15 protein-coding genes are annotated in these 16025 nt (G+C 65.1%); 2 read left to right on the top strand and 13 right to left on the bottom strand.

Annotated features, from left to right (window positions below; genetic code table 11):
• Nucleotides 1–57 precede the first annotated feature (57 nt).
• Nucleotides 58–1482 (top strand): gamma-aminobutyraldehyde dehydrogenase, encoded by a 1425-nt coding sequence (locus tag E8F20_RS04570; RefSeq protein ID WP_280282643.1) that lies wholly within the window; start codon nucleotides 58–60, stop codon nucleotides 1480–1482.
• 195 nt (nucleotides 1483–1677) lie between these two features.
• The gene (locus E8F20_RS04565) at nucleotides 1678–2154 is read left to right on the top strand and encodes an ester cyclase (protein ID WP_280282642.1); all 477 of its coding nucleotides are present in this window, start codon (nucleotides 1678–1680) and stop codon (nucleotides 2152–2154) included.
• Between the two features lie 124 nt (nucleotides 2155–2278).
• On the opposite strand, the gene E8F20_RS04560 is transcribed toward E8F20_RS04565, so the two are convergent.
• The 13 genes from E8F20_RS04560 to E8F20_RS04500 form a co-directional block, all read right to left on the bottom strand.
• Entirely contained in the window at nucleotides 2279–3268 is a 990-nt protein-coding gene (locus E8F20_RS04560) for a cysteine synthase A (RefSeq protein ID WP_280282641.1), read from the bottom strand.
• A gap of 52 nt (nucleotides 3269–3320) precedes the next feature.
• Nucleotides 3321–3761, bottom strand: coding sequence for a potassium channel family protein (locus tag E8F20_RS04555; RefSeq protein WP_280282640.1), 441 nt, complete (start codon nucleotides 3759–3761; stop codon nucleotides 3321–3323).
• A 12-nt stretch (nucleotides 3762–3773) separates the two neighbouring features.
• Nucleotides 3774–4805, bottom strand: a complete 1032-nt coding sequence (locus E8F20_RS04550; RefSeq protein ID WP_280282639.1) for a DUF2955 domain-containing protein — start codon at nucleotides 4803–4805, stop codon at nucleotides 3774–3776.
• Nucleotides 4795–5925: an HlyD family secretion protein gene (locus tag E8F20_RS04545; RefSeq protein ID WP_280282638.1), complete on the bottom strand. Its 1131-nt coding sequence runs from the start codon at nucleotides 5923–5925 to the stop codon at nucleotides 4795–4797. Before E8F20_RS04545 ends, E8F20_RS04550 begins: the two co-directional genes overlap by 11 nt.
• On the bottom strand, nucleotides 5922–7460 hold the full coding sequence (locus E8F20_RS04540) for a TolC family protein (RefSeq protein ID WP_280282637.1): 1539 nt from the start codon (nucleotides 7458–7460) through the stop codon (nucleotides 5922–5924). The genes E8F20_RS04545 and E8F20_RS04540 overlap by 4 nt, the downstream gene beginning before the upstream one ends.
• A 15-nt stretch (nucleotides 7461–7475) precedes the next feature.
• The gene (locus E8F20_RS04535; protein WP_280282636.1) at nucleotides 7476–8588 is read right to left on the bottom strand and encodes an AI-2E family transporter; all 1113 of its coding nucleotides are present in this window, start codon (nucleotides 8586–8588) and stop codon (nucleotides 7476–7478) included.
• Between the two features lie 335 nt (nucleotides 8589–8923).
• Nucleotides 8924–9370, bottom strand: coding sequence for a nucleoside deaminase (locus E8F20_RS04530; protein WP_280282635.1), 447 nt, complete (start codon nucleotides 9368–9370; stop codon nucleotides 8924–8926).
• 37 nt (nucleotides 9371–9407) lie between these two features.
• The gene (locus tag E8F20_RS04525) at nucleotides 9408–11114 is read right to left on the bottom strand and encodes a SulP family inorganic anion transporter (RefSeq protein WP_280282634.1); all 1707 of its coding nucleotides are present in this window, start codon (nucleotides 11112–11114) and stop codon (nucleotides 9408–9410) included.
• Between the two features lie 79 nt (nucleotides 11115–11193).
• Nucleotides 11194–11607 (bottom strand): VOC family protein, encoded by a 414-nt coding sequence (locus tag E8F20_RS04520; RefSeq protein ID WP_280282633.1) that lies wholly within the window; start codon nucleotides 11605–11607, stop codon nucleotides 11194–11196.
• Between the two features lie 29 nt (nucleotides 11608–11636).
• Nucleotides 11637–12059 (bottom strand): YciI family protein, encoded by a 423-nt coding sequence (locus tag E8F20_RS04515; protein ID WP_280282632.1) that lies wholly within the window; start codon nucleotides 12057–12059, stop codon nucleotides 11637–11639.
• Nucleotides 12060–12399: 340 nt separating this feature from the next.
• Nucleotides 12400–14115, bottom strand: a complete 1716-nt coding sequence (gene recJ / locus E8F20_RS04510) for a single-stranded-DNA-specific exonuclease RecJ (RefSeq protein WP_280282631.1) — start codon at nucleotides 14113–14115, stop codon at nucleotides 12400–12402.
• Nucleotides 14116–14215: 100 nt separating this feature from the next.
• On the bottom strand, nucleotides 14216–14755 hold the full coding sequence (locus E8F20_RS04505) for a YaeQ family protein (protein ID WP_280282630.1): 540 nt from the start codon (nucleotides 14753–14755) through the stop codon (nucleotides 14216–14218).
• 72 nt (nucleotides 14756–14827) lie between these two features.
• Entirely contained in the window at nucleotides 14828–15982 is a 1155-nt protein-coding gene (locus tag E8F20_RS04500; protein ID WP_280282629.1) for a GGDEF domain-containing protein, read from the bottom strand.
• Between the last annotated feature and the right edge of the window lie 43 nt (nucleotides 15983–16025).

The raw sequence follows: 16025 nt of genomic DNA, 5'->3' as shown, positions 1-16025 counted from the left end.
CTCACCCCAACCCCTCTCCCAGGGGGAGAGGGGCTAGACCGAACGAGGACTCACCCCATGCAAACCAAGCTCCTGATCAATGGCCAGCTCGTCGCCGGCGAAGGCCCCAGCCTCGCCGTGCTCAACCCGTCCCTGGGCAGCGCCCTGGTGGAAATCGCCGAGGCCAGCCCGGCCCAGGTCGACGCCGCCGTGCGGGCCGCCGACGCCGCTTTCCCGGCCTGGTCGCAGACCCCGCCGAAGGACCGCGCCACCCTGCTGCTGAAGCTGGCCGACACCATCGACGCCCACGCCGAGGAACTCGCTCGCCTGGAATCACAGAACTGCGGCAAGCCCTACGCCGCCGCCCTGAACGACGAACTGCCGGCCATCGCCGATGTGTTCCGCTTCTTCGCCGGCGCCAGCCGCTGCATGAGCGGCTCCGCGGCAGGCGAATACCTGCCCGGCCACACCTCGATGATCCGCCGCGATCCGATCGGCGTGGTCGCCTCCATCGCGCCGTGGAACTACCCGCTGATGATGGCCGCCTGGAAGCTCGGCCCGGCCCTGGCCGCCGGCAACACCGTGGTGCTCAAGCCCTCCGAGCAGACCCCGCTGACCGCACTGAAGCTCGCCGAATTCATCGCCCAGATCTTCCCCGCTGGCGTGGTGAACCTGGTCTTCGGCCGTGGCCCGAGTGTCGGTGAGCCGCTGGTGACCCATCCGAAAGTGCGCATGGTGTCCCTGACCGGCTCGGTCGCCACCGGCAGCCGGATCATCGCCGGCACCGCCGACAGCGTGAAACGCATGCACATGGAGTTGGGCGGCAAGGCGCCGGTGATCATCTTCGACGACGCCGACATCGACGCCGCCGTGGAAGGCATCCGCACCTTCGGGTTCTACAACGCCGGCCAGGACTGCACCGCCGCCTGCCGCATCTACGCACAGAAGGGCATCTACGAGCGCTTCGTGGCCAAACTGGGCGAAGCCGTGGGCAGCATCCAGACCGGCCTGCAGGACGACCCGGCCACCGAGCTCGGCCCGCTGATCACCGAGCAGCACCTGGAACGCGTCGAAGGCTTCGTCCAGCGCGCCGCCGCCCTGCCACACATCCAGGTGGTCACCGGCGGCTCCCGCGTCGACGGACCGGGCTTCTTCTTCCAGCCCACCGTGCTCGCCGGCGCTCGCCAGGACGACGAAATCGTCCGCCGTGAAGTGTTCGGCCCGGTGGTTTCGGTCACCGCCTTCGACAGCGAGGAGCAGGTGCTGGAATGGGCCAACGATTCCGACTACGGCCTGGCCTCTTCCCTCTGGACGTCCGACGTCGGCCGCGCCCACCGCCTGTCCGCGCGCCTGCAGTACGGCTGCACCTGGGTCAACACTCATTTCATGCTGGTCAGCGAAATGCCCCACGGCGGCGTCAAGCACTCCGGTTACGGCAAGGACATGTCCATGTATGGGTTGGAGGATTACACCGCCATTCGCCACGTGATGTTCAAGCACTAACGAGCCGGCCTCGGCCGGTTCCTTGTGGGAGCGGAGATCTTGTGCGGGCGACTTCAGTCGCTGAGCAGGCCGCAGGTCTGCCCTGGAAACCTCGGGGCAGCTACGCCGCCCTTCGCGATTGAAATCGCCCCCACAAAAAGCCGAGCAAAGCCGTTCCACAGGCAGTACCCGCACAAGCCACCAGGAGATCCAGCAATGCGTAACACCTTGCGTAGTTTCGGCTTCATCCTGCTTTCCACCCTGGCCTGCATGGCCCACGCGGCCGACGATGCCAAGGCGATAGTCGACGGTTACATGGCCGCCTGGAATGCCCACGATGTCGACAAGGCCGCCAGCTTCCTGGCCGAAGACGCGGAGTTCTTCGACGCCACCGTCGGTACCCCGCAACAAGGCCGCGCCGCTGCCCGCGACAACGTGATCAAGGTGTTCATCACCGCCGTGCCGAACCTCACCTGGAAGATGACCAGCGAGCCCATCGTCAGTGCCGACGGCATTGCCTTCCAATGGGAGTTCGCCGGCACCAACAGCGGCGCCTGGAGTGCCGAAACCCCGGCCACCCACAAGCCGCTGAAGTTCGAAGGCGTGAGTTTCATCCGCGTGAAGGACGGCAAGATCGCCTACCAGGGCGACTACTACGACGCCCTCGGCTTCAACAAGCAGCTCGGCTGGTAAGCCGAAGGTCTCCGGAGCGCCCTGCGGGTCGGGCAGAAATATGACGCCCAACGCCTCATCGTTGGGCTTCGTTCACGACTCTTGCCGGAATTTCCCCGCTGGGTGTGCTGCGCATGGGGTCCCCCTACCCTTCGACTCCGGCCGCCGCCGCCAACCCCTTCTCCGCCAGCCACGCCGGATTGAACAAACGCCCCGCATACAACCCACCCCGGTCGCACAGCAGGGTGATGATCCGGTGCCCCGGCCCGAGCTGGCGAGCGACTTGCACGGCGGCGGCCAGGTTGATGCCGGATGAGCCGCCGACGAACAAGCCCTCCTCCCGCAACAGGTGGTAAACCATGGCCACGCAGGCGGGATCGTCCACTTGCACGGCGTCGTCTATGGGGGTGCCTTCGAGGTTGGCCGTGATGCGCGTGGTGCCAATGCCTTCGGTGATGGAGCTGCCCTCGGCCACCAGCTCGCCGCGTTTCACCCAGTTGTAGAGCGCACTGCCCATCGGATCGGCGAGCACGATGCGGACCTGCGGATCACGCGCCTTGAGGTAGCGCGCGACGCCAGCCAGGGTGCCGCCGGTACCCGTGGCGCAGACGAAGGCATCCAGCCGGCCCTCGGTGTCGGCCCAGATTTCGGGACCGGTAGTCTCGAAGTGGGCCTGGCGATTGGCGGTGTTGTCGAACTGGTTGGCCCAGATGGCACCCGGCAGTTCGGCAGCCAGGCGGCCGGCGATCTTCTGGTAGTTATCCGGGTCCTTGTAGGGCTTGGGCGGTACCGGGCGCACTTCAGCCCCCAGGGTACGCAACAGGTCGAGCTTTTCCGGGGACTGGTTGTCGGGAATCACGATGATGCAGCGGTAGCCCCGTGCCGCGCAGATATGCGCCAAGCCTATGCCGGTGTTGCCAGCGGTGCCTTCCACCACGGTACCGCCGGGGTACAGCAAGCCCTGGCGTTCGGCGTCGTCGATGATGAAGCGGGCCGCGCGATCCTTGACCGAGCCGCCGGGGTTGAGGAATTCGGCCTTGCCCAGGATGTCGCAGCCGGTCGCGGCGCAGAGGCTGTCCAGACGCAGAAGGGGCGTGTTGCCGACGCTGCCGATGAAACCTTCGCGAATCGCCATGCTGCACCTCCCGCAGGTGCATGGGGACGAACAGTTTCAGTCTAGCTTCGCTCTAGCGGGACCGGCCGTCTTCGAACTGGTGCTTGATGACATCCGAAACGGTTGCGGTCATGACCGCCGTGGAAACCCCGAACATCAGGATGCCGTTGGCGGCTTCCAGCGGGCCCAGCAGCCGCCACTGCTCGGTCATGACGATGTCGCCGTAGCCCAGCGTGGCGAAGTTCACCCCCGAGTGATAAAGCGCCGTGGCGAAGCTGTCGAATTCCCCCAGCATCAGGAACAGCGCCCCCCACACCGCCATCTGGATGAAGTTGCCCAGCAGCATCACCAGCATCACTGCCGACAGCAGCAACGTGATGCGCCAGGCCGATAGGTGAACCCTTCCGCCTCGCACATAGCGGATGTACGGTTTCAGACTGAAGGCCACGAACACTGACTGCATGAACAGGCAGAGCACCATCACGGGAATTCCAACCAGCAGATTGATCAGCATCGAACAGACCTCTCAAAGGGCGGCACGGCCTTGCCGCTGAAAACGCCGGCGGTCGATCAGGTAGACCGCCACACAGGCGTACAGGGTGACGGCGATGAACAGCCCCATACGTACCGCGAAGGCGGTGTAGACATCCTTGCCAGCCTCGCTGTCCTGCACTGACTGCCCCAGCAGGATGATCAGGGTCACCAGGGTGTTCACCCAGAATCCCGGTGTCTGTCGGGTCGCCACCAGCGCGTAGAGGCGGCGCGCCAGCAGCAGCCCGAACAGGAGCATCCAGAGAAAGAACATCCACAGGTGCGGGAACAGGCTCAGGGCCGCCCAGAACAACATCGCGAGCAGGCCACCGAGCAGGGTCGAGCCCAACAGCTCGCGGCCGGCATTGCGAGCGGAGGCGCCGCAGACCTGCTGGCCCAGGCTGACCGCCTTCATGATCAGCGGCATGTAGCTGGAAGGGTCGATCAGCGCCAGGAGGAAAGCTGGCAGCACTACCAGTGCAGCACGTAGCGCAATCCAGGCAGATTCGCTGTCTCCCAGCACCGGGCGGCTCGGCGAGGCCGAGGCATTGACCGGCTCCGGGAACAGCCAGTGGCTGACCGCCGCGACCAGCACGGCGAGCACGATGCCCTTGGCCAGAGCCTCGATAACCATGACCGCCAAGCCGAAATCGAAGGTGCCAGCCGCGGATATCATGGTCAGGCCGACCACCAGGAACTGTGTCACCAGGGGATTGCCTCCGCGCAGGCCGTAGCGGAAGCAAAGGAACAGGCACAGCCCCACCAGCAGGACGCCACTGGGCGGTGCATGACGCAGCAGCGGGATGATCAGCAGGCCGCTGCCGGTGGTCAGCATGATGAGCAGGGCCAGGGCCGGGGCCGCCTTGAGGGGCAGCGGGCGGTTGTTGGTGATCAGCAGCAAAAGGACGAAGATCGGCGGCAGGAAAGGTATCGGCAAGGCAAAGCCGAAGCTGATCGCCAGGCACAGCGCGACACCGCTGGCCATGCGCAGCGCCCGTCGACCGCGTGGATCGCCCTCAGTAGGCATAGGACAGCCAGCTCATCAGGTAGATGAACAACCGGCCCAGGGGATTGAGCGGATTGCCCTCGCTCGGAAACGCCATGACCTCCGCCTGGCCACCGACGCGCAGGCCACGCAGCTGATCCAGCTCACCGGGGGCGAATTCCACGATCACCGGGAAGCGCTGCGCCGGGCGCAACCAGTCGCGGCTGTTATCCACCGTCGGCAGGGTGCCTGGGGCCGGGGCCTGCCCGACACTGACGCCATACCCGATGCTGCGTACCTTTCCTTCGAACAGCCGTCCCGGCAGGGCGTCGAGCACAATGGCCACAGGCGTGCCGACCTCGACATGGCCCAGGTTGTTCTCGGTCATCTCGGCGCTCAGCCACAGGTCGTGGATGGCGATCTGGGTCATGACCGGGCTGCCAGCGCCGACGTACTGGCCGACATCGGTGCGCAGGTCGGTGATCAGGCCGGCGGAACGGGCCTTCACCCGGGTATTGGCCAGATCGAGCTCGGCTTTTTCCAACGCAGTGGCGGCACTGCGCAACTGCGCGTTCTCCTCATCGCTGCCGCCCTGTTGCTCGCGCGCCCGCTGCACTTCGGCGCGTGCCGCGGCCACCTGGCTGATGGCCTGTTCGAGGGTCGCCCGTGCCCCTTCCAGGCGACGCACGGAAATGGTGCCCGGATCGTCCCGATACAGCCGCTCCAGGCGATCGTTGTCTTGCCGCGCCTTCAGTTCATTAGCCTGGGCGGCTCGCAGCGACGCCAGTGCCGAGTCGATGGCGGCGGTGCTCGCACCGATCTGTCGGCGAACGGTTTCGAGATCGGCCCGGGCGCGGTCGGCAGCGATCTGGTACTGCTCCGGGTCCACTTCGAAGAGCACCGCGCCAGCGTCGACGTCCTGGTTGTTGCGCACATGTACCTTGGTGACCCGGCCGGCGACTTCGGCAGCTACCGGCACCACGAAGGCCTGCACCCGTGCCTGCTGGGTATAGGGGGTGAAACGATCCGCCAGGAGGTACCAGGCCAGTGTCAGGACGATCACCAGCGCCACCCATTTCGTCCCCTTCGCGGCCGCATCGGGCGCTCCGGCTGGTTCGGGCTTTGCCGTTTCCTCGGCCGGAGCCTGCGGTTGCTCGCTCATTCTCGTTCACCTTGCTCGGTATCAGCGTCTGGCTCGGCCGTAGCCGGCGGCTCGTCCAGCAGATCATCCCAGTCGGTACGCCGTTGCATCTGCTCGCGGGTGGTGTCGTCGATCATGGGACCGTCCCGGTACCAACCACCCCCGAGGGCCTTGTACAGGCCGATCAGGTTGCTAACCGCATCGCTGCGGCTGAGCAGGTAGCTTTCCTGCTGCTGGAACAGCTCGCGCTGGGCATCCAGCACTCGCTGGAAGTCGGCGAAGCCTTCGATGTACTGGGCGTTGGCCAGGTCCAGCGAACGCAGGGCAGACAGCGCGCTCTCGCGGCGGATGCGCTCGCTTTCCAGCGCCTTGGCCAGCCCGGTGGCGGCGTCGTCGGCCTCGCGCGCGGCTTGGCGAACCCGGTCACGGTAGGCCTCGATCAACTGCTGCAAGCGAGCGTCCTGCACGCGCACGTCGTTCTTGATCCGGCCGTGGTCGAACAGGTTCCAGGTCAGGCTGGGACCGCCGACCAGGTCCAGAGTGTCGGAGGCGCCATCGAGGCTCGAGGCACTCCAGGCGATGCTGCCCAACAATGCCACCGACGGATACAGATCGGCCTCGGAGAAACCGATCAGCGCCGACTGGGCGGCGACCGCCAGTTCGGCTGAGCGCACATCCGGCCGACGCAGCAGCAGATTGGCGGGGACGTCCTGCAGCACCGCCGCATCGGGAAGCGGAATGAGCCCGACCCGTTCGGCCAGCTCAGGCAAGGGACCCGGTGGCCGACCGATCAGCACGGCGAGCGCGTTGCGCGTCCTGGCGACCTGGCCCTCCAGATCGGGAACGGTCGCCAGGGTGCCCAGGTACTGGGTTTTCGCCTGCTGGAAGTCCAGTTCGGAACTGTCGCCACTGCGGAACAGCCGCTCGGTGATCTCAAAGCTGCGCTTCTGCCGTTCCGCGTTTTCCCGAGCGATGCGTAGGCGGGCCTCGAAAGTTCGGAGGACGAAGTAGGTATCCGCCACCTGGGCACGCAACAACACCAGGGCGTCTTCGTAGTTGGCCCGGGCGGCGAAGTAGGCCGCGTCCGCGGATTCGATGGCGCGACTGAATCGGCCCCAGAAGTCCAGCTCCCAGGCAATGTCGAACGCGGCACCATACTGCCAGGAATGACTGTCCTGGGGATTACGGCCGCCGGACTGGTCACGGTCCAGGTAGAGGCTATCGGCGCTGGCCTGCTGGAACTGCGGGTAGCGACCACTCACTGCGATACCCAGTTGCGCACGAGCCTCCATCACCCGCAGGCCGGCAATTTCGAGGCTGGAGTTGTACACGTCCGCCTCGGCGATCAGGGCATCCAGGGTCGGGTCCTCGAACACCCGCCACCACTGCCGGAAGTCGGGCTCCGGTCGGTCGAGGCTCATCTGCTCCAGCGCGGGGCTGCTCCAGTGCTCCACCCAGGGCTCGCGGGGCGACTGGAAATCCGGCCCCAGCCGCACACAGCCACTGAGGCCAAGCACACCGAACAGGACCAGCCGGAAGGCGGCGGAGTGGACCATGGCACCGGGTCCGGCTCAGGTCGCTCGCCCCTCCTCTTCCGCGTCCGCGTCCAGCGCCGTGGGTTGGTCCTCCACCCAGTGCCAGAACAGCATGTAGCCGACCGCCAGCATGACCGGGCCGATGAAGAGCCCGATGATGCCGCCGGTGACCATGCCACCCAGGGCGCCGATCAGCACCACGGGCATCGGCACGTCGACGCCACGCCCCAGCAACAAGGGTTTCAGGACGTTGTCCGACATCCCGGCAACGAAGGTGTAAATGGCGAAAATGATGGTTCCGGCGGTCGCCCCTTGGGTGGCGAACACGAAGATGATCACCGGGATGGTGATCAGCAATGCGGGCAGTTGCATGATGCCCAGCAGCAGCACGCCGAGTGCCAGGAGGCCAGCGCCCGGGATCCCCATCAGCACGAAGCCGATGCCCACCAGCAGCATCTGGATGAAGGCAATGCCGACCACGCCCTGGGCCACGGCGCGAATGGTCGCCGTGCAAAGCTCGGCGATCTGCGGGCCACGGTCCGGCCCGGAGATGCGTGAAGCGATCTGTAGGGCACTGCGGTGGCCGTTCTCGCCAAAGGCCATGAAGATGCCCGCCACGATCAATGCGGCGATGAACAGCAAAAAGCCCGCCCCTACGCCGGCCAGCTTGCCGAACATGCTCATGCCGAAGCCGCGCAGGTGGGGCAGCAGCTTCTTCATCAGACTGGTCAGGTCGACCGACGCCTGCTGCCAGAAATCGAACAGTGGCTGGCCGATCAGTGGCCAGCTGGCAACCGACGCGTTGGGCGATGGAATGTTCAGCTCACCGTCTTTGAAAAGTGCAATGGCCCCCTGCACCGACTCGGCCATGGAAGACGCCAGCAAGTAGATCGGCACCATCAGCAGGATCAGGGAAACCACGACGATCAGCGTGGCCACGTGGCCATCACGCATGCCCAGCTTGGTCTTCAGGCTCTGATGCAGTGGGTAGAACGTGACGCCCAGAATCAATGCCCAGAGCATCAGATTGAGGAAAGGATGGAAAACCTGGTAGCAGGAAATGGCGAGGATCGCGACCAGGCCTGCTCGAATGAGCACGTCCATCAGACCGCGAGACAGGATCCTTTCCGAAACGGAACTTGGCAGCATTGAACTCTCCTTCTGCTGTATCAATCAGGCAAAACCAGTCGGACATTCCTACTGCTTGGCAGCGATCCAACGGACGTACGGCGCGAGATCCTCAAGCCGCACTGGAGTCTGATCCAAGTCATTTCTGTTCAATGATCGTCATTTCTGCCGGCTTCCAGCCTCGACGCCCCTATCGTGTCGGGCCTAAAGCGACGTCTGCGATCCGCTGCTGGATCGGTTGAATACCAGCATAGTCGCTACTCGACGATTGGTAGCCCCCTTGCGAGAAGGCCTCTGGCAAGGGGTTCCCCCTGGCGGGCGCCAGGGGGTGATACGGAGGTGGCGTCGGCTTGGGATCAGGCCACCGGCTCGCCGATATCCTCGTTCCACAACTCCGGCCGGGCTTCGATGAAATCCTCCATGAGCTTCACGCACTCGGCATCCTGCAGGACCTCCAGCTCCACGCCACGGGAGCGCAGCAGTTCCTCCTCGCCCATGAAAGTGCGGTTCTCGCCGATGATCACCTTGGGAATCCCATAGAGCAGGATGGCGCCGCTGCACATGGCACACGGCGACAGCGTGGTGTAGAGCACCGCCTCGCGGTAGACGCTGGCGGGCTGGCGACCGGCGTTCTCGAAGGCGTCCATCTCGCCGTGCTTGATCGCACTGCCTTCCTGGATACGGCGGTTATGGCCCCGACCGATGATGCGGCCCTTGTGGACGATCACCGAGCCGATGGGAATCCCGCCCTCAGCCAGGCCCTGGCGGGCTTCTTCGATGGCGGCTTGCATGAAAGGGTCCATGGTCATTCCTTGGTTTCCAATGGGTTGATCCTGTGGTTTACGCGACAGGCTGCTTTTCCTGCAAGGCCTGCTTTGTCAGCCAGATGCGGTAGGCATTGATCCCGGCACGTACCGAGCTGAACACCAGCGGCGGTTTCAGCTCACCAAACTGCCCGGAGCGTAGCAGCAGGTCGTGTGCCGGACCGAAGAGACGGGCAAAGCCGAGAAAAACGCCCCGGGCCGCGAGGGTTTCCTGCACCTCACGCAAGGTGGCCAGGCCGGTCACGTCCAGGTTGATCATGGTCTCGGCGTTGAGCAGCACCGCGCGCGGGTCTTCCGCACGCTCCACCACAGCCAGCAGGCGCTGCTTGAAGTAATCGGCATTGAAGAACAGCAGCGGCGCGTCGAATCGGTAGATGATCAGCCCCGGCAAGGTGGTGGCCTGTGGATAACGCCCAAGTTCCACCTGGCCGTCCACGCCCTCCACCCAGCCAAGCTCCGCGTCGCTGGGGCGATAGGTGAGGTACAACAGGCGCAACAGGGCCAGGACAACCGCAACGAAGATGCCGGGCAGCACACCGACACCCAGCACGCCCACGGTGGTCAGCAAGCAGAGGCCGCACTCGAAGCGGCTGAGGCGCCAGAAGGCCTTCAGCGCGCGGAAATCGATCAGCCCCCAGCCGGCTAGCATCAGCACCGCGCCCAGGGCTGCGATCGGCACCCAAGCCAGCGGGCCGTGGAGGAACACCAGTACCGCGACTATCACCAGGGCCACCACCACGCTGACCATCTGCGTCTTGCCGCCCACCAAGTCGTTCACCGCCGTGCGCGAATCCGCACCGCTGATGACGAAGGACTGCGACACCCCGGCGCCGACGTTGGCCAGCCCCAGGGCGATGAATTCGCGGTTGGCATCGATGGCGTAGCCATGACGGGCGGCGAAGCTGCGGGCGGTGAGCATGGCACTGCAGAAGCTGACGATGGTGATACCGGTGGCGTCGCGCAGCAGGCCGAGCAGCTCGTGGTAGTTGGTCTTCGGCCAGCTCAGCTCAGGCAGGCCCGCCGGGACGGCGCCCAGCAGCGCCACGCCGTGCCGGTCCAGCTGCAGCCAGGCGGCCGCCACCGACGCCAGCACGAGGGCGACCAGGGAGACGGGCAGCCGCGGCCAACGCCTGGGCAGGACAATCATCAGCAGCAGGGTGGCGGCTCCCAGCGCCAGGGTCGGCAAGTGGGTACTGGCGAGGTTGCGGATCATCGCCAGCAGCCCGGCAATGAAACCGCTGGTCTCACTCTGATACCCCAGCAGCTTGCCCAACTGCCCGGCCAGCAGACTGAGGCCGATGCCATTCAGGTAGCCCACCAGGATGGGGCGCGAAAGGAAGCTGGCGATGAAACCGGCGCGAATGAATCCGGCAACGATAGACAGCAGGCCGACCATCACGGCGACGATCATCGACAGGTGCACCAGGCGCTGCGGATCGCCGGCGGCGAGCGGTGTGATGGCTGCGGCGACCATCGCGGCGGTGGCGGCGTCGGGGCCGACCATCAACTGCCGCGAACCACCGACCAGGGCGTAGATCAGCATCGGCAGGATGCAGGCATAGAGGCCGACCTGCGCGGGAAAACCAATGATCTGCGCATAGGCAATGGCGGTGGGAATCTGCACCGCGGCCACCGACAGACCGGCGGCGATGTCGGTGCGCAGCCATTCGCAGCGGTAATGGAGGCGGCTGGCGCGGTCACGCAGCCAGTGGGTCAGGCGCATAGGAGTCGTCCCGGATTCGACTCCAGAAGCTTAGGCCCATAACGCCGGGGTAGCTCCGGCGTTATGGGCTTGATGCGGATTACTGATCCTTCTCGCAGTTGATCATCCAGGGCACGCCGAAGCGGTCCACCAGCATGCCGAAGCGCGCGGCCCAAAACGTCTGCGCCAGGGGCATCTGTATCTGGCCGCCCTCGGCCAGGGCGTTGAACACCCGCTCAGCCTCGACTATGCGGTCGACATTGATCGAGATGCTGATGCCGCGGACGCCTTCGAAAGGCGCTTGGGGCGGGCAGTCAGAGCCCATGATCACCTGGTCCCCCACCGCCAGTCGGGCATGCATGATCTTGTCGCGGAAGTTCTCCGGGACGTCGCCGCTGGCCGGGCTTTCGGCGAAGCTCAGGAAGGCTTCCAGAGTGCCGTTGAGCACCTTGGCGTAGAACTGGAAGGCCGGGCCGCACTGGCCATCGAACGTGAGGTAGGGGTCGATTTTCATGAGGGTCTCCTGTCCATGGTGGAAGGCGGTCACTGCTGCCCAGCTTTCTCGAATACGCGCTGTTCCTGTTCGCGCAGTTCGGGGGTGAACTCCTCACCAAAATCCTCGGCCTCGAACACCTGGCGGATTTCGATCTCGGAATCGGACAGCATGGGGTTGGGGCAACGCTTGACCCATTCGATGCACTCTTCCAGGGAATTGACCTTGAACAGCCAGAAGCCGGCGATCAGTTCCTTGGTTTCCGCAAAGGGGCCGTCGATCACGGCGCGGTCCTTGCCCTTGAACACCACCCGCGCGCCCCTGGAGCTGGGGTGCAGACCCTCGCCGGCAAGCAGGATGCCGGCGTTCACCAGCTCCTCGTTGTACTGGCCCATGGCCGTGAGCAGTTCCGTGCTCGGCATGATGCCGGCTTCCGATTCCTTGGTTGCTTTGACAATCACCATGAAGCGCATTGTTGTTCTCCTGTTGGGTGGCATGAACTCCAGCCTGCGGCCCGTGCCTGCTGACTGTGCTTATTGGTCGATGGGGAAACGACCAGATCGACAACAGGACGAAATTTTTTCCAGGGACGCAGGACTGGGACAGCGTAGTCCCGGATCGGAGGTTTGCGCGGGTGGGGTGACGGATGAGCAAGTGGGCACGATCTCAATCGCTTAGCAGGCCGAAGGCATGCCTCGCGGGTCTGCGCAAGCTGTTGCGAGAGATTTACCAACGGGCCAAGAGCCTTGTAGGAGCTGCTTGCAACACGTAACGCAGACATAGCCAATGAACGCGCCCCCACAACCCTTCGCGTCAGCGCGGGGCGATGTGAGCGACCATCAGTTGCACGCTTTCCTGCCCACGGTACTCGTTGACGTCCAGCTTGTAGGCCACCTCGGCCCAGCGCACGCTGGCGTTGGGCCATTGCTCGCGGTCGATGTTGAAGGCGATGCCGTCGAGCTGCACCGAACCGCATTCACTTTTCAGCACCAGCTTCAGGTGGCGCTCGCCGACCAGGCGCTGTTGGACGATCTGGAATACGCCATGGAACAACGGCTCGGGGAAGTGCTGGCCCCAGGGACCGGCCAGGCGCAGGGCGCGGGCCAGTTCCAGGTGGAATTCCTCGATACTCAGTTGGCCGTCTGAGAGCAGGCGGCCGGTGAGGTCGTCTTCATTGAGCTGCCGACGGGTCTCGGCATCGAAGGCGGCAGCGAAGGCGCCAAAGTTTTCCACAGGCAGGGACAGACCGGCGGCCATGGCATGCCCCCCGAATTTGCTGATCAGGCCCGGATGGCGCGCAGCAACGGCGTCCAGCGCATCGCGGATGTGGAAACCCGGCACCGAACGCGCCGAGCCCTTCAGCAGGCCGTCTCCGGCATCGGCGAAGGCGATGGTCGGGCGGTGATAGCGCTCCTTCAGCCGCGAGGCGAGGATGCCGATCACGCCCTGGTGCCAGTCCGGCTCGAACACGCAAAGGCCGAACGGCATGTCTTCGATGGGCAGGTTCTTCAGCTGGGCCAGGGCCTCGCGCTGCATGCCCTGCTCGATGGCCTTGCGGTCCTGGTTGAGCTGATCCAGTTGCACCGCCATGTCACGGGCAAGGGCTTCGTCTTCGCAGAGCAGGCACTCGATACCCAGGCTCATGTCGTCCAGGCGGCCGGCGGCATTCAGGCGCGGGCCGAGAATAAAGCCGAGGTCGGTCGACGTGATGCGGCCAGCCGGCCGGCCGGCGACTTCGAGAATCGCCTTGAGGCCTGCCCGCGCCCGGCCAGCGCGGATGCGCGCCAGGCCCTGATGCACCAGGATGCGGTTGTTGGCATCCAGCGGGACCACGTCGGCCACGCTGCCCAGCGCCACCAGGTCCAGCAGGTCGCCCAGGTTGGGTTCCTTGAGGCCGGCACGATTGAACCAGTCCAGCTCGCGAAGGCGTGCCCGCAGGGCCATCAGCACGTAGAAGATGACGCCGACACCGGCCAGGGATTTGCTGGGGAAGTCGCAACCGGGCTGGTTGGGGTTGACGATGGCGTCGGCCACCGGCAGCTCCGGGCCCGGCAGGTGATGGTCGGTCACCAGTACCTTCAGCCCCGCGGACTTGGCTGCGGCCACGCCTTCGACGCTGGAGATACCGTTATCCACGGTCACCAGCAGGTCCGGATTGCGCTCCAGGGCGACGGCGACGATTTCCGGTGTCAGGCCGTAGCCATACTCGAAACGGTTGGGCACCAGGTAATCGACATGGAAGGCACCGAGCATGCGCAGGCCGAGCACGCCGACGCTACTGGCGGTGGCGCCATCGGCGTCAAAGTCGCCAACGTAGAGGATGCGCTGTCGCTTCTCCAGGGCCTCCACCAGCAGCGCCACGGCGGCGTCGATGCCTTTGAGCTGCTGGTAGGGGATCAACCGCGCCAGGCTCTTGTCCAGCTCCGCCGCGGATTGCACACCCCGGGAGGCGTAGAGGCGGGTCAGCAGCGGTGGCAGGTCGCCCAGGTCAGGCAGGACATCGGGCAGGACGCGGTGTTCGATACGCATGAAAGGTCCAATCTTTGACTCGACATTCCCTCTCCCTAACGGGAAAGGGCCTTGGGGCGAGGGCCTGATGCCCTGCCCCGGAAATCCTCCGGATTTCCGATCAGCGTTCCCCGACCAACCACTCCAGCGGGATCTCGTGCTGGCCGCGCTCGTCGGTGATGAACAGGGAACCGTCGCTGATCATCACGCTCCAGCTGATCGAACGCGGCAGGTCGCGGGCCAGTTCTTCCAGCGCTTCCTGTTGCACGGCAACGACGTTGATGTTCTTCAGGCTGCGCACACCGTCCAGCACCTTGGTCTGCCAGACCCGCAGGTTGCCGTAGGCCACCAGGCTGAAGCGCTCGGTACGGCGCGAGCACCAGGTCATGCGCTCGGCATCGGGCTGACCCACTTCGACCCAGTGCAACACACGGTCGTCCAGGCTCTTTTCCCACAGCGCGGGCTCGTCTACGTCCGACAGGCCACGACCGAAGGCCAACTGCTCGTGGTACCAGAGGATGTAGGCGATCAGGCGGACGGCCAGTCGCTCCTCGGTTTCCGACGGGTGCTTGGCAACGGTGAAACGCAGGTTCTCGTAGACGCTGCGATCGAGGTCGGTGAGGTTGAGTTCGACTTTGTAGGGGGTCGCTTGGAGGGCCATGGCGGGCTTCTTGATGATTCTCGGAGGGCGGCAAGTCTACCCTGATTCCACCGTCGTGGCTGGGCCTTCCGGCTAATCGGCGGGGTAGCGCTGGATGCGGTTGCGGCCCTTGTCCTTGGCGTCGTAGAGGGCATCGTCGGCCAGGGAGAGCAGGCGGAACAGGTCGTAACCGGCCTCCTTTGAACTGACGATACCGATGCTGACGCTGAGGGCACCCGGCTCCTGGAACGGCAGTTCGGCGAACTCGCGGCGAATACGCTCGGCCACCTGGGCGCCGGCCTCGTCGTCGGCATCGGCCAGCAGGCAGGCGAACTCCTCGCCGCCGATGCGGCCGAACACGTCCTGCTTGCGCATGCTGCCGGCGGCAACGCGGGTGAAGGCCACCAGGGCTTCGTCACCGGTGGCGTGGCCATAGCTGTCGTTGAGACGCTTGAAATGGTCAAGGTCGCAGAGCAACAGAGCCACCGGTTCGCCGCGATGCTCGCAGCTTTCCACCAGGTACTCGCCCGTGGCCATGAAGGCGCGACGGTTGCCGACGCCGGTGAGCGGGTCGCAATAGGCGGCTGCGCGGAACTTCAGTTCGGCACGTTCCTTGACCATGGCCAGGGTGACGAAGGCGATACCGATGGCGTAGAGCAGGGTTTCGAACACCAGCAGGGAGAAGAAGCTGGTGCCTTGCCCGGAGCTCGCGACCGCCTGCTCGAAGGGCATGCCACGGTCGACCACGATGCGCACGCTGTAGAAGACCATGTGGAACAGGGTCAGTGCCAAAGCCGGCATGTAGGCCACTTCAAGGCTTGCGCGGCTGCGCCAGAGCTCGTAGGCACTCAGCCCGCAATAGCAGACTGTGATCAGAGAACTGACCGCCACCCTTACCATGAGGGATTCGTAGAAGGCCGGGTTGAGGCAGAGCACCGCCCAGATCACGGCACCCGCGCAGATGCCCGGCAGATGCGGCTGACGCCCAACGAACACGCGCATGGCAGTCCAGTTCATGGCCGCACAGACATGCAGCACCAGGTTGCCCAGCACCAAGGGGACGAAATCCATGCCCATGCCGCGCAAGCTGCCCAGCACGGTGCCCACGGCGCCAAGCAACAGCATGGCGGCCAGGTAGCCGAGGGTCGGCTCGCGGCGGCCACGGCGCCAAGCGTGCAGCATGAGCAGCCCCACCAGGGCGAGGACGTAGATATCCACCAGCACCAGAGTGGGGACATTCAGCTGCATAAGCCCCCCTCCCGGCGCGAACCGGGCGACAAGTGGCAGGCAG

The organism is Pseudomonas sp. BN415, assembly GCF_029871195.1.
GTDB classification, from domain to species: Bacteria; Pseudomonadota; Gammaproteobacteria; order Pseudomonadales; family Pseudomonadaceae; genus Metapseudomonas; species Metapseudomonas resinovorans.
This window is presented reverse-complemented; position numbering and strand designations above follow the sequence as displayed.

Coding starts and splice junctions, on each gene's coding strand:
- recJ (WP_280282631.1), bottom strand. CDS start 14,115: ATGCGTATCGAACACCGCGTCCTGCCCGATGTCCTGCCTGACCTGGGC.
- E8F20_RS04545 (WP_280282638.1), bottom strand. CDS start 5,925: ATGAGCGAGCAACCGCAGGCTCCGGCCGAGGAAACGGCAAAGCCCGAA.
- E8F20_RS04530 (WP_280282635.1), bottom strand. CDS start 9,370: ATGGACCCTTTCATGCAAGCCGCCATCGAAGAAGCCCGCCAGGGCCTG.
- E8F20_RS04555 (WP_280282640.1), bottom strand. CDS start 3,761: ATGCTGATCAATCTGCTGGTTGGAATTCCCGTGATGGTGCTCTGCCTG.
- E8F20_RS04550 (WP_280282639.1), bottom strand. CDS start 4,805: ATGCCTACTGAGGGCGATCCACGCGGTCGACGGGCGCTGCGCATGGCC.
- E8F20_RS04500 (WP_280282629.1), bottom strand. CDS start 15,982: ATGCAGCTGAATGTCCCCACTCTGGTGCTGGTGGATATCTACGTCCTC.
- E8F20_RS04560 (WP_280282641.1), bottom strand. CDS start 3,268: ATGGCGATTCGCGAAGGTTTCATCGGCAGCGTCGGCAACACGCCCCTT.
- E8F20_RS04540 (WP_280282637.1), bottom strand. CDS start 7,460: ATGGTCCACTCCGCCGCCTTCCGGCTGGTCCTGTTCGGTGTGCTTGGC.
- E8F20_RS04525 (WP_280282634.1), bottom strand. CDS start 11,114: ATGCGCCTGACCCACTGGCTGCGTGACCGCGCCAGCCGCCTCCATTAC.
- E8F20_RS04515 (WP_280282632.1), bottom strand. CDS start 12,059: ATGCGCTTCATGGTGATTGTCAAAGCAACCAAGGAATCGGAAGCCGGC.
- E8F20_RS04520 (WP_280282633.1), bottom strand. CDS start 11,607: ATGAAAATCGACCCCTACCTCACGTTCGATGGCCAGTGCGGCCCGGCC.
- E8F20_RS04570 (WP_280282643.1), top strand. CDS start 58: ATGCAAACCAAGCTCCTGATCAATGGCCAGCTCGTCGCCGGCGAAGGC.
- E8F20_RS04565 (WP_280282642.1), top strand. CDS start 1,678: ATGCGTAACACCTTGCGTAGTTTCGGCTTCATCCTGCTTTCCACCCTG.
- E8F20_RS04505 (WP_280282630.1), bottom strand. CDS start 14,755: ATGGCCCTCCAAGCGACCCCCTACAAAGTCGAACTCAACCTCACCGAC.
- E8F20_RS04535 (WP_280282636.1), bottom strand. CDS start 8,588: ATGCTGCCAAGTTCCGTTTCGGAAAGGATCCTGTCTCGCGGTCTGATG.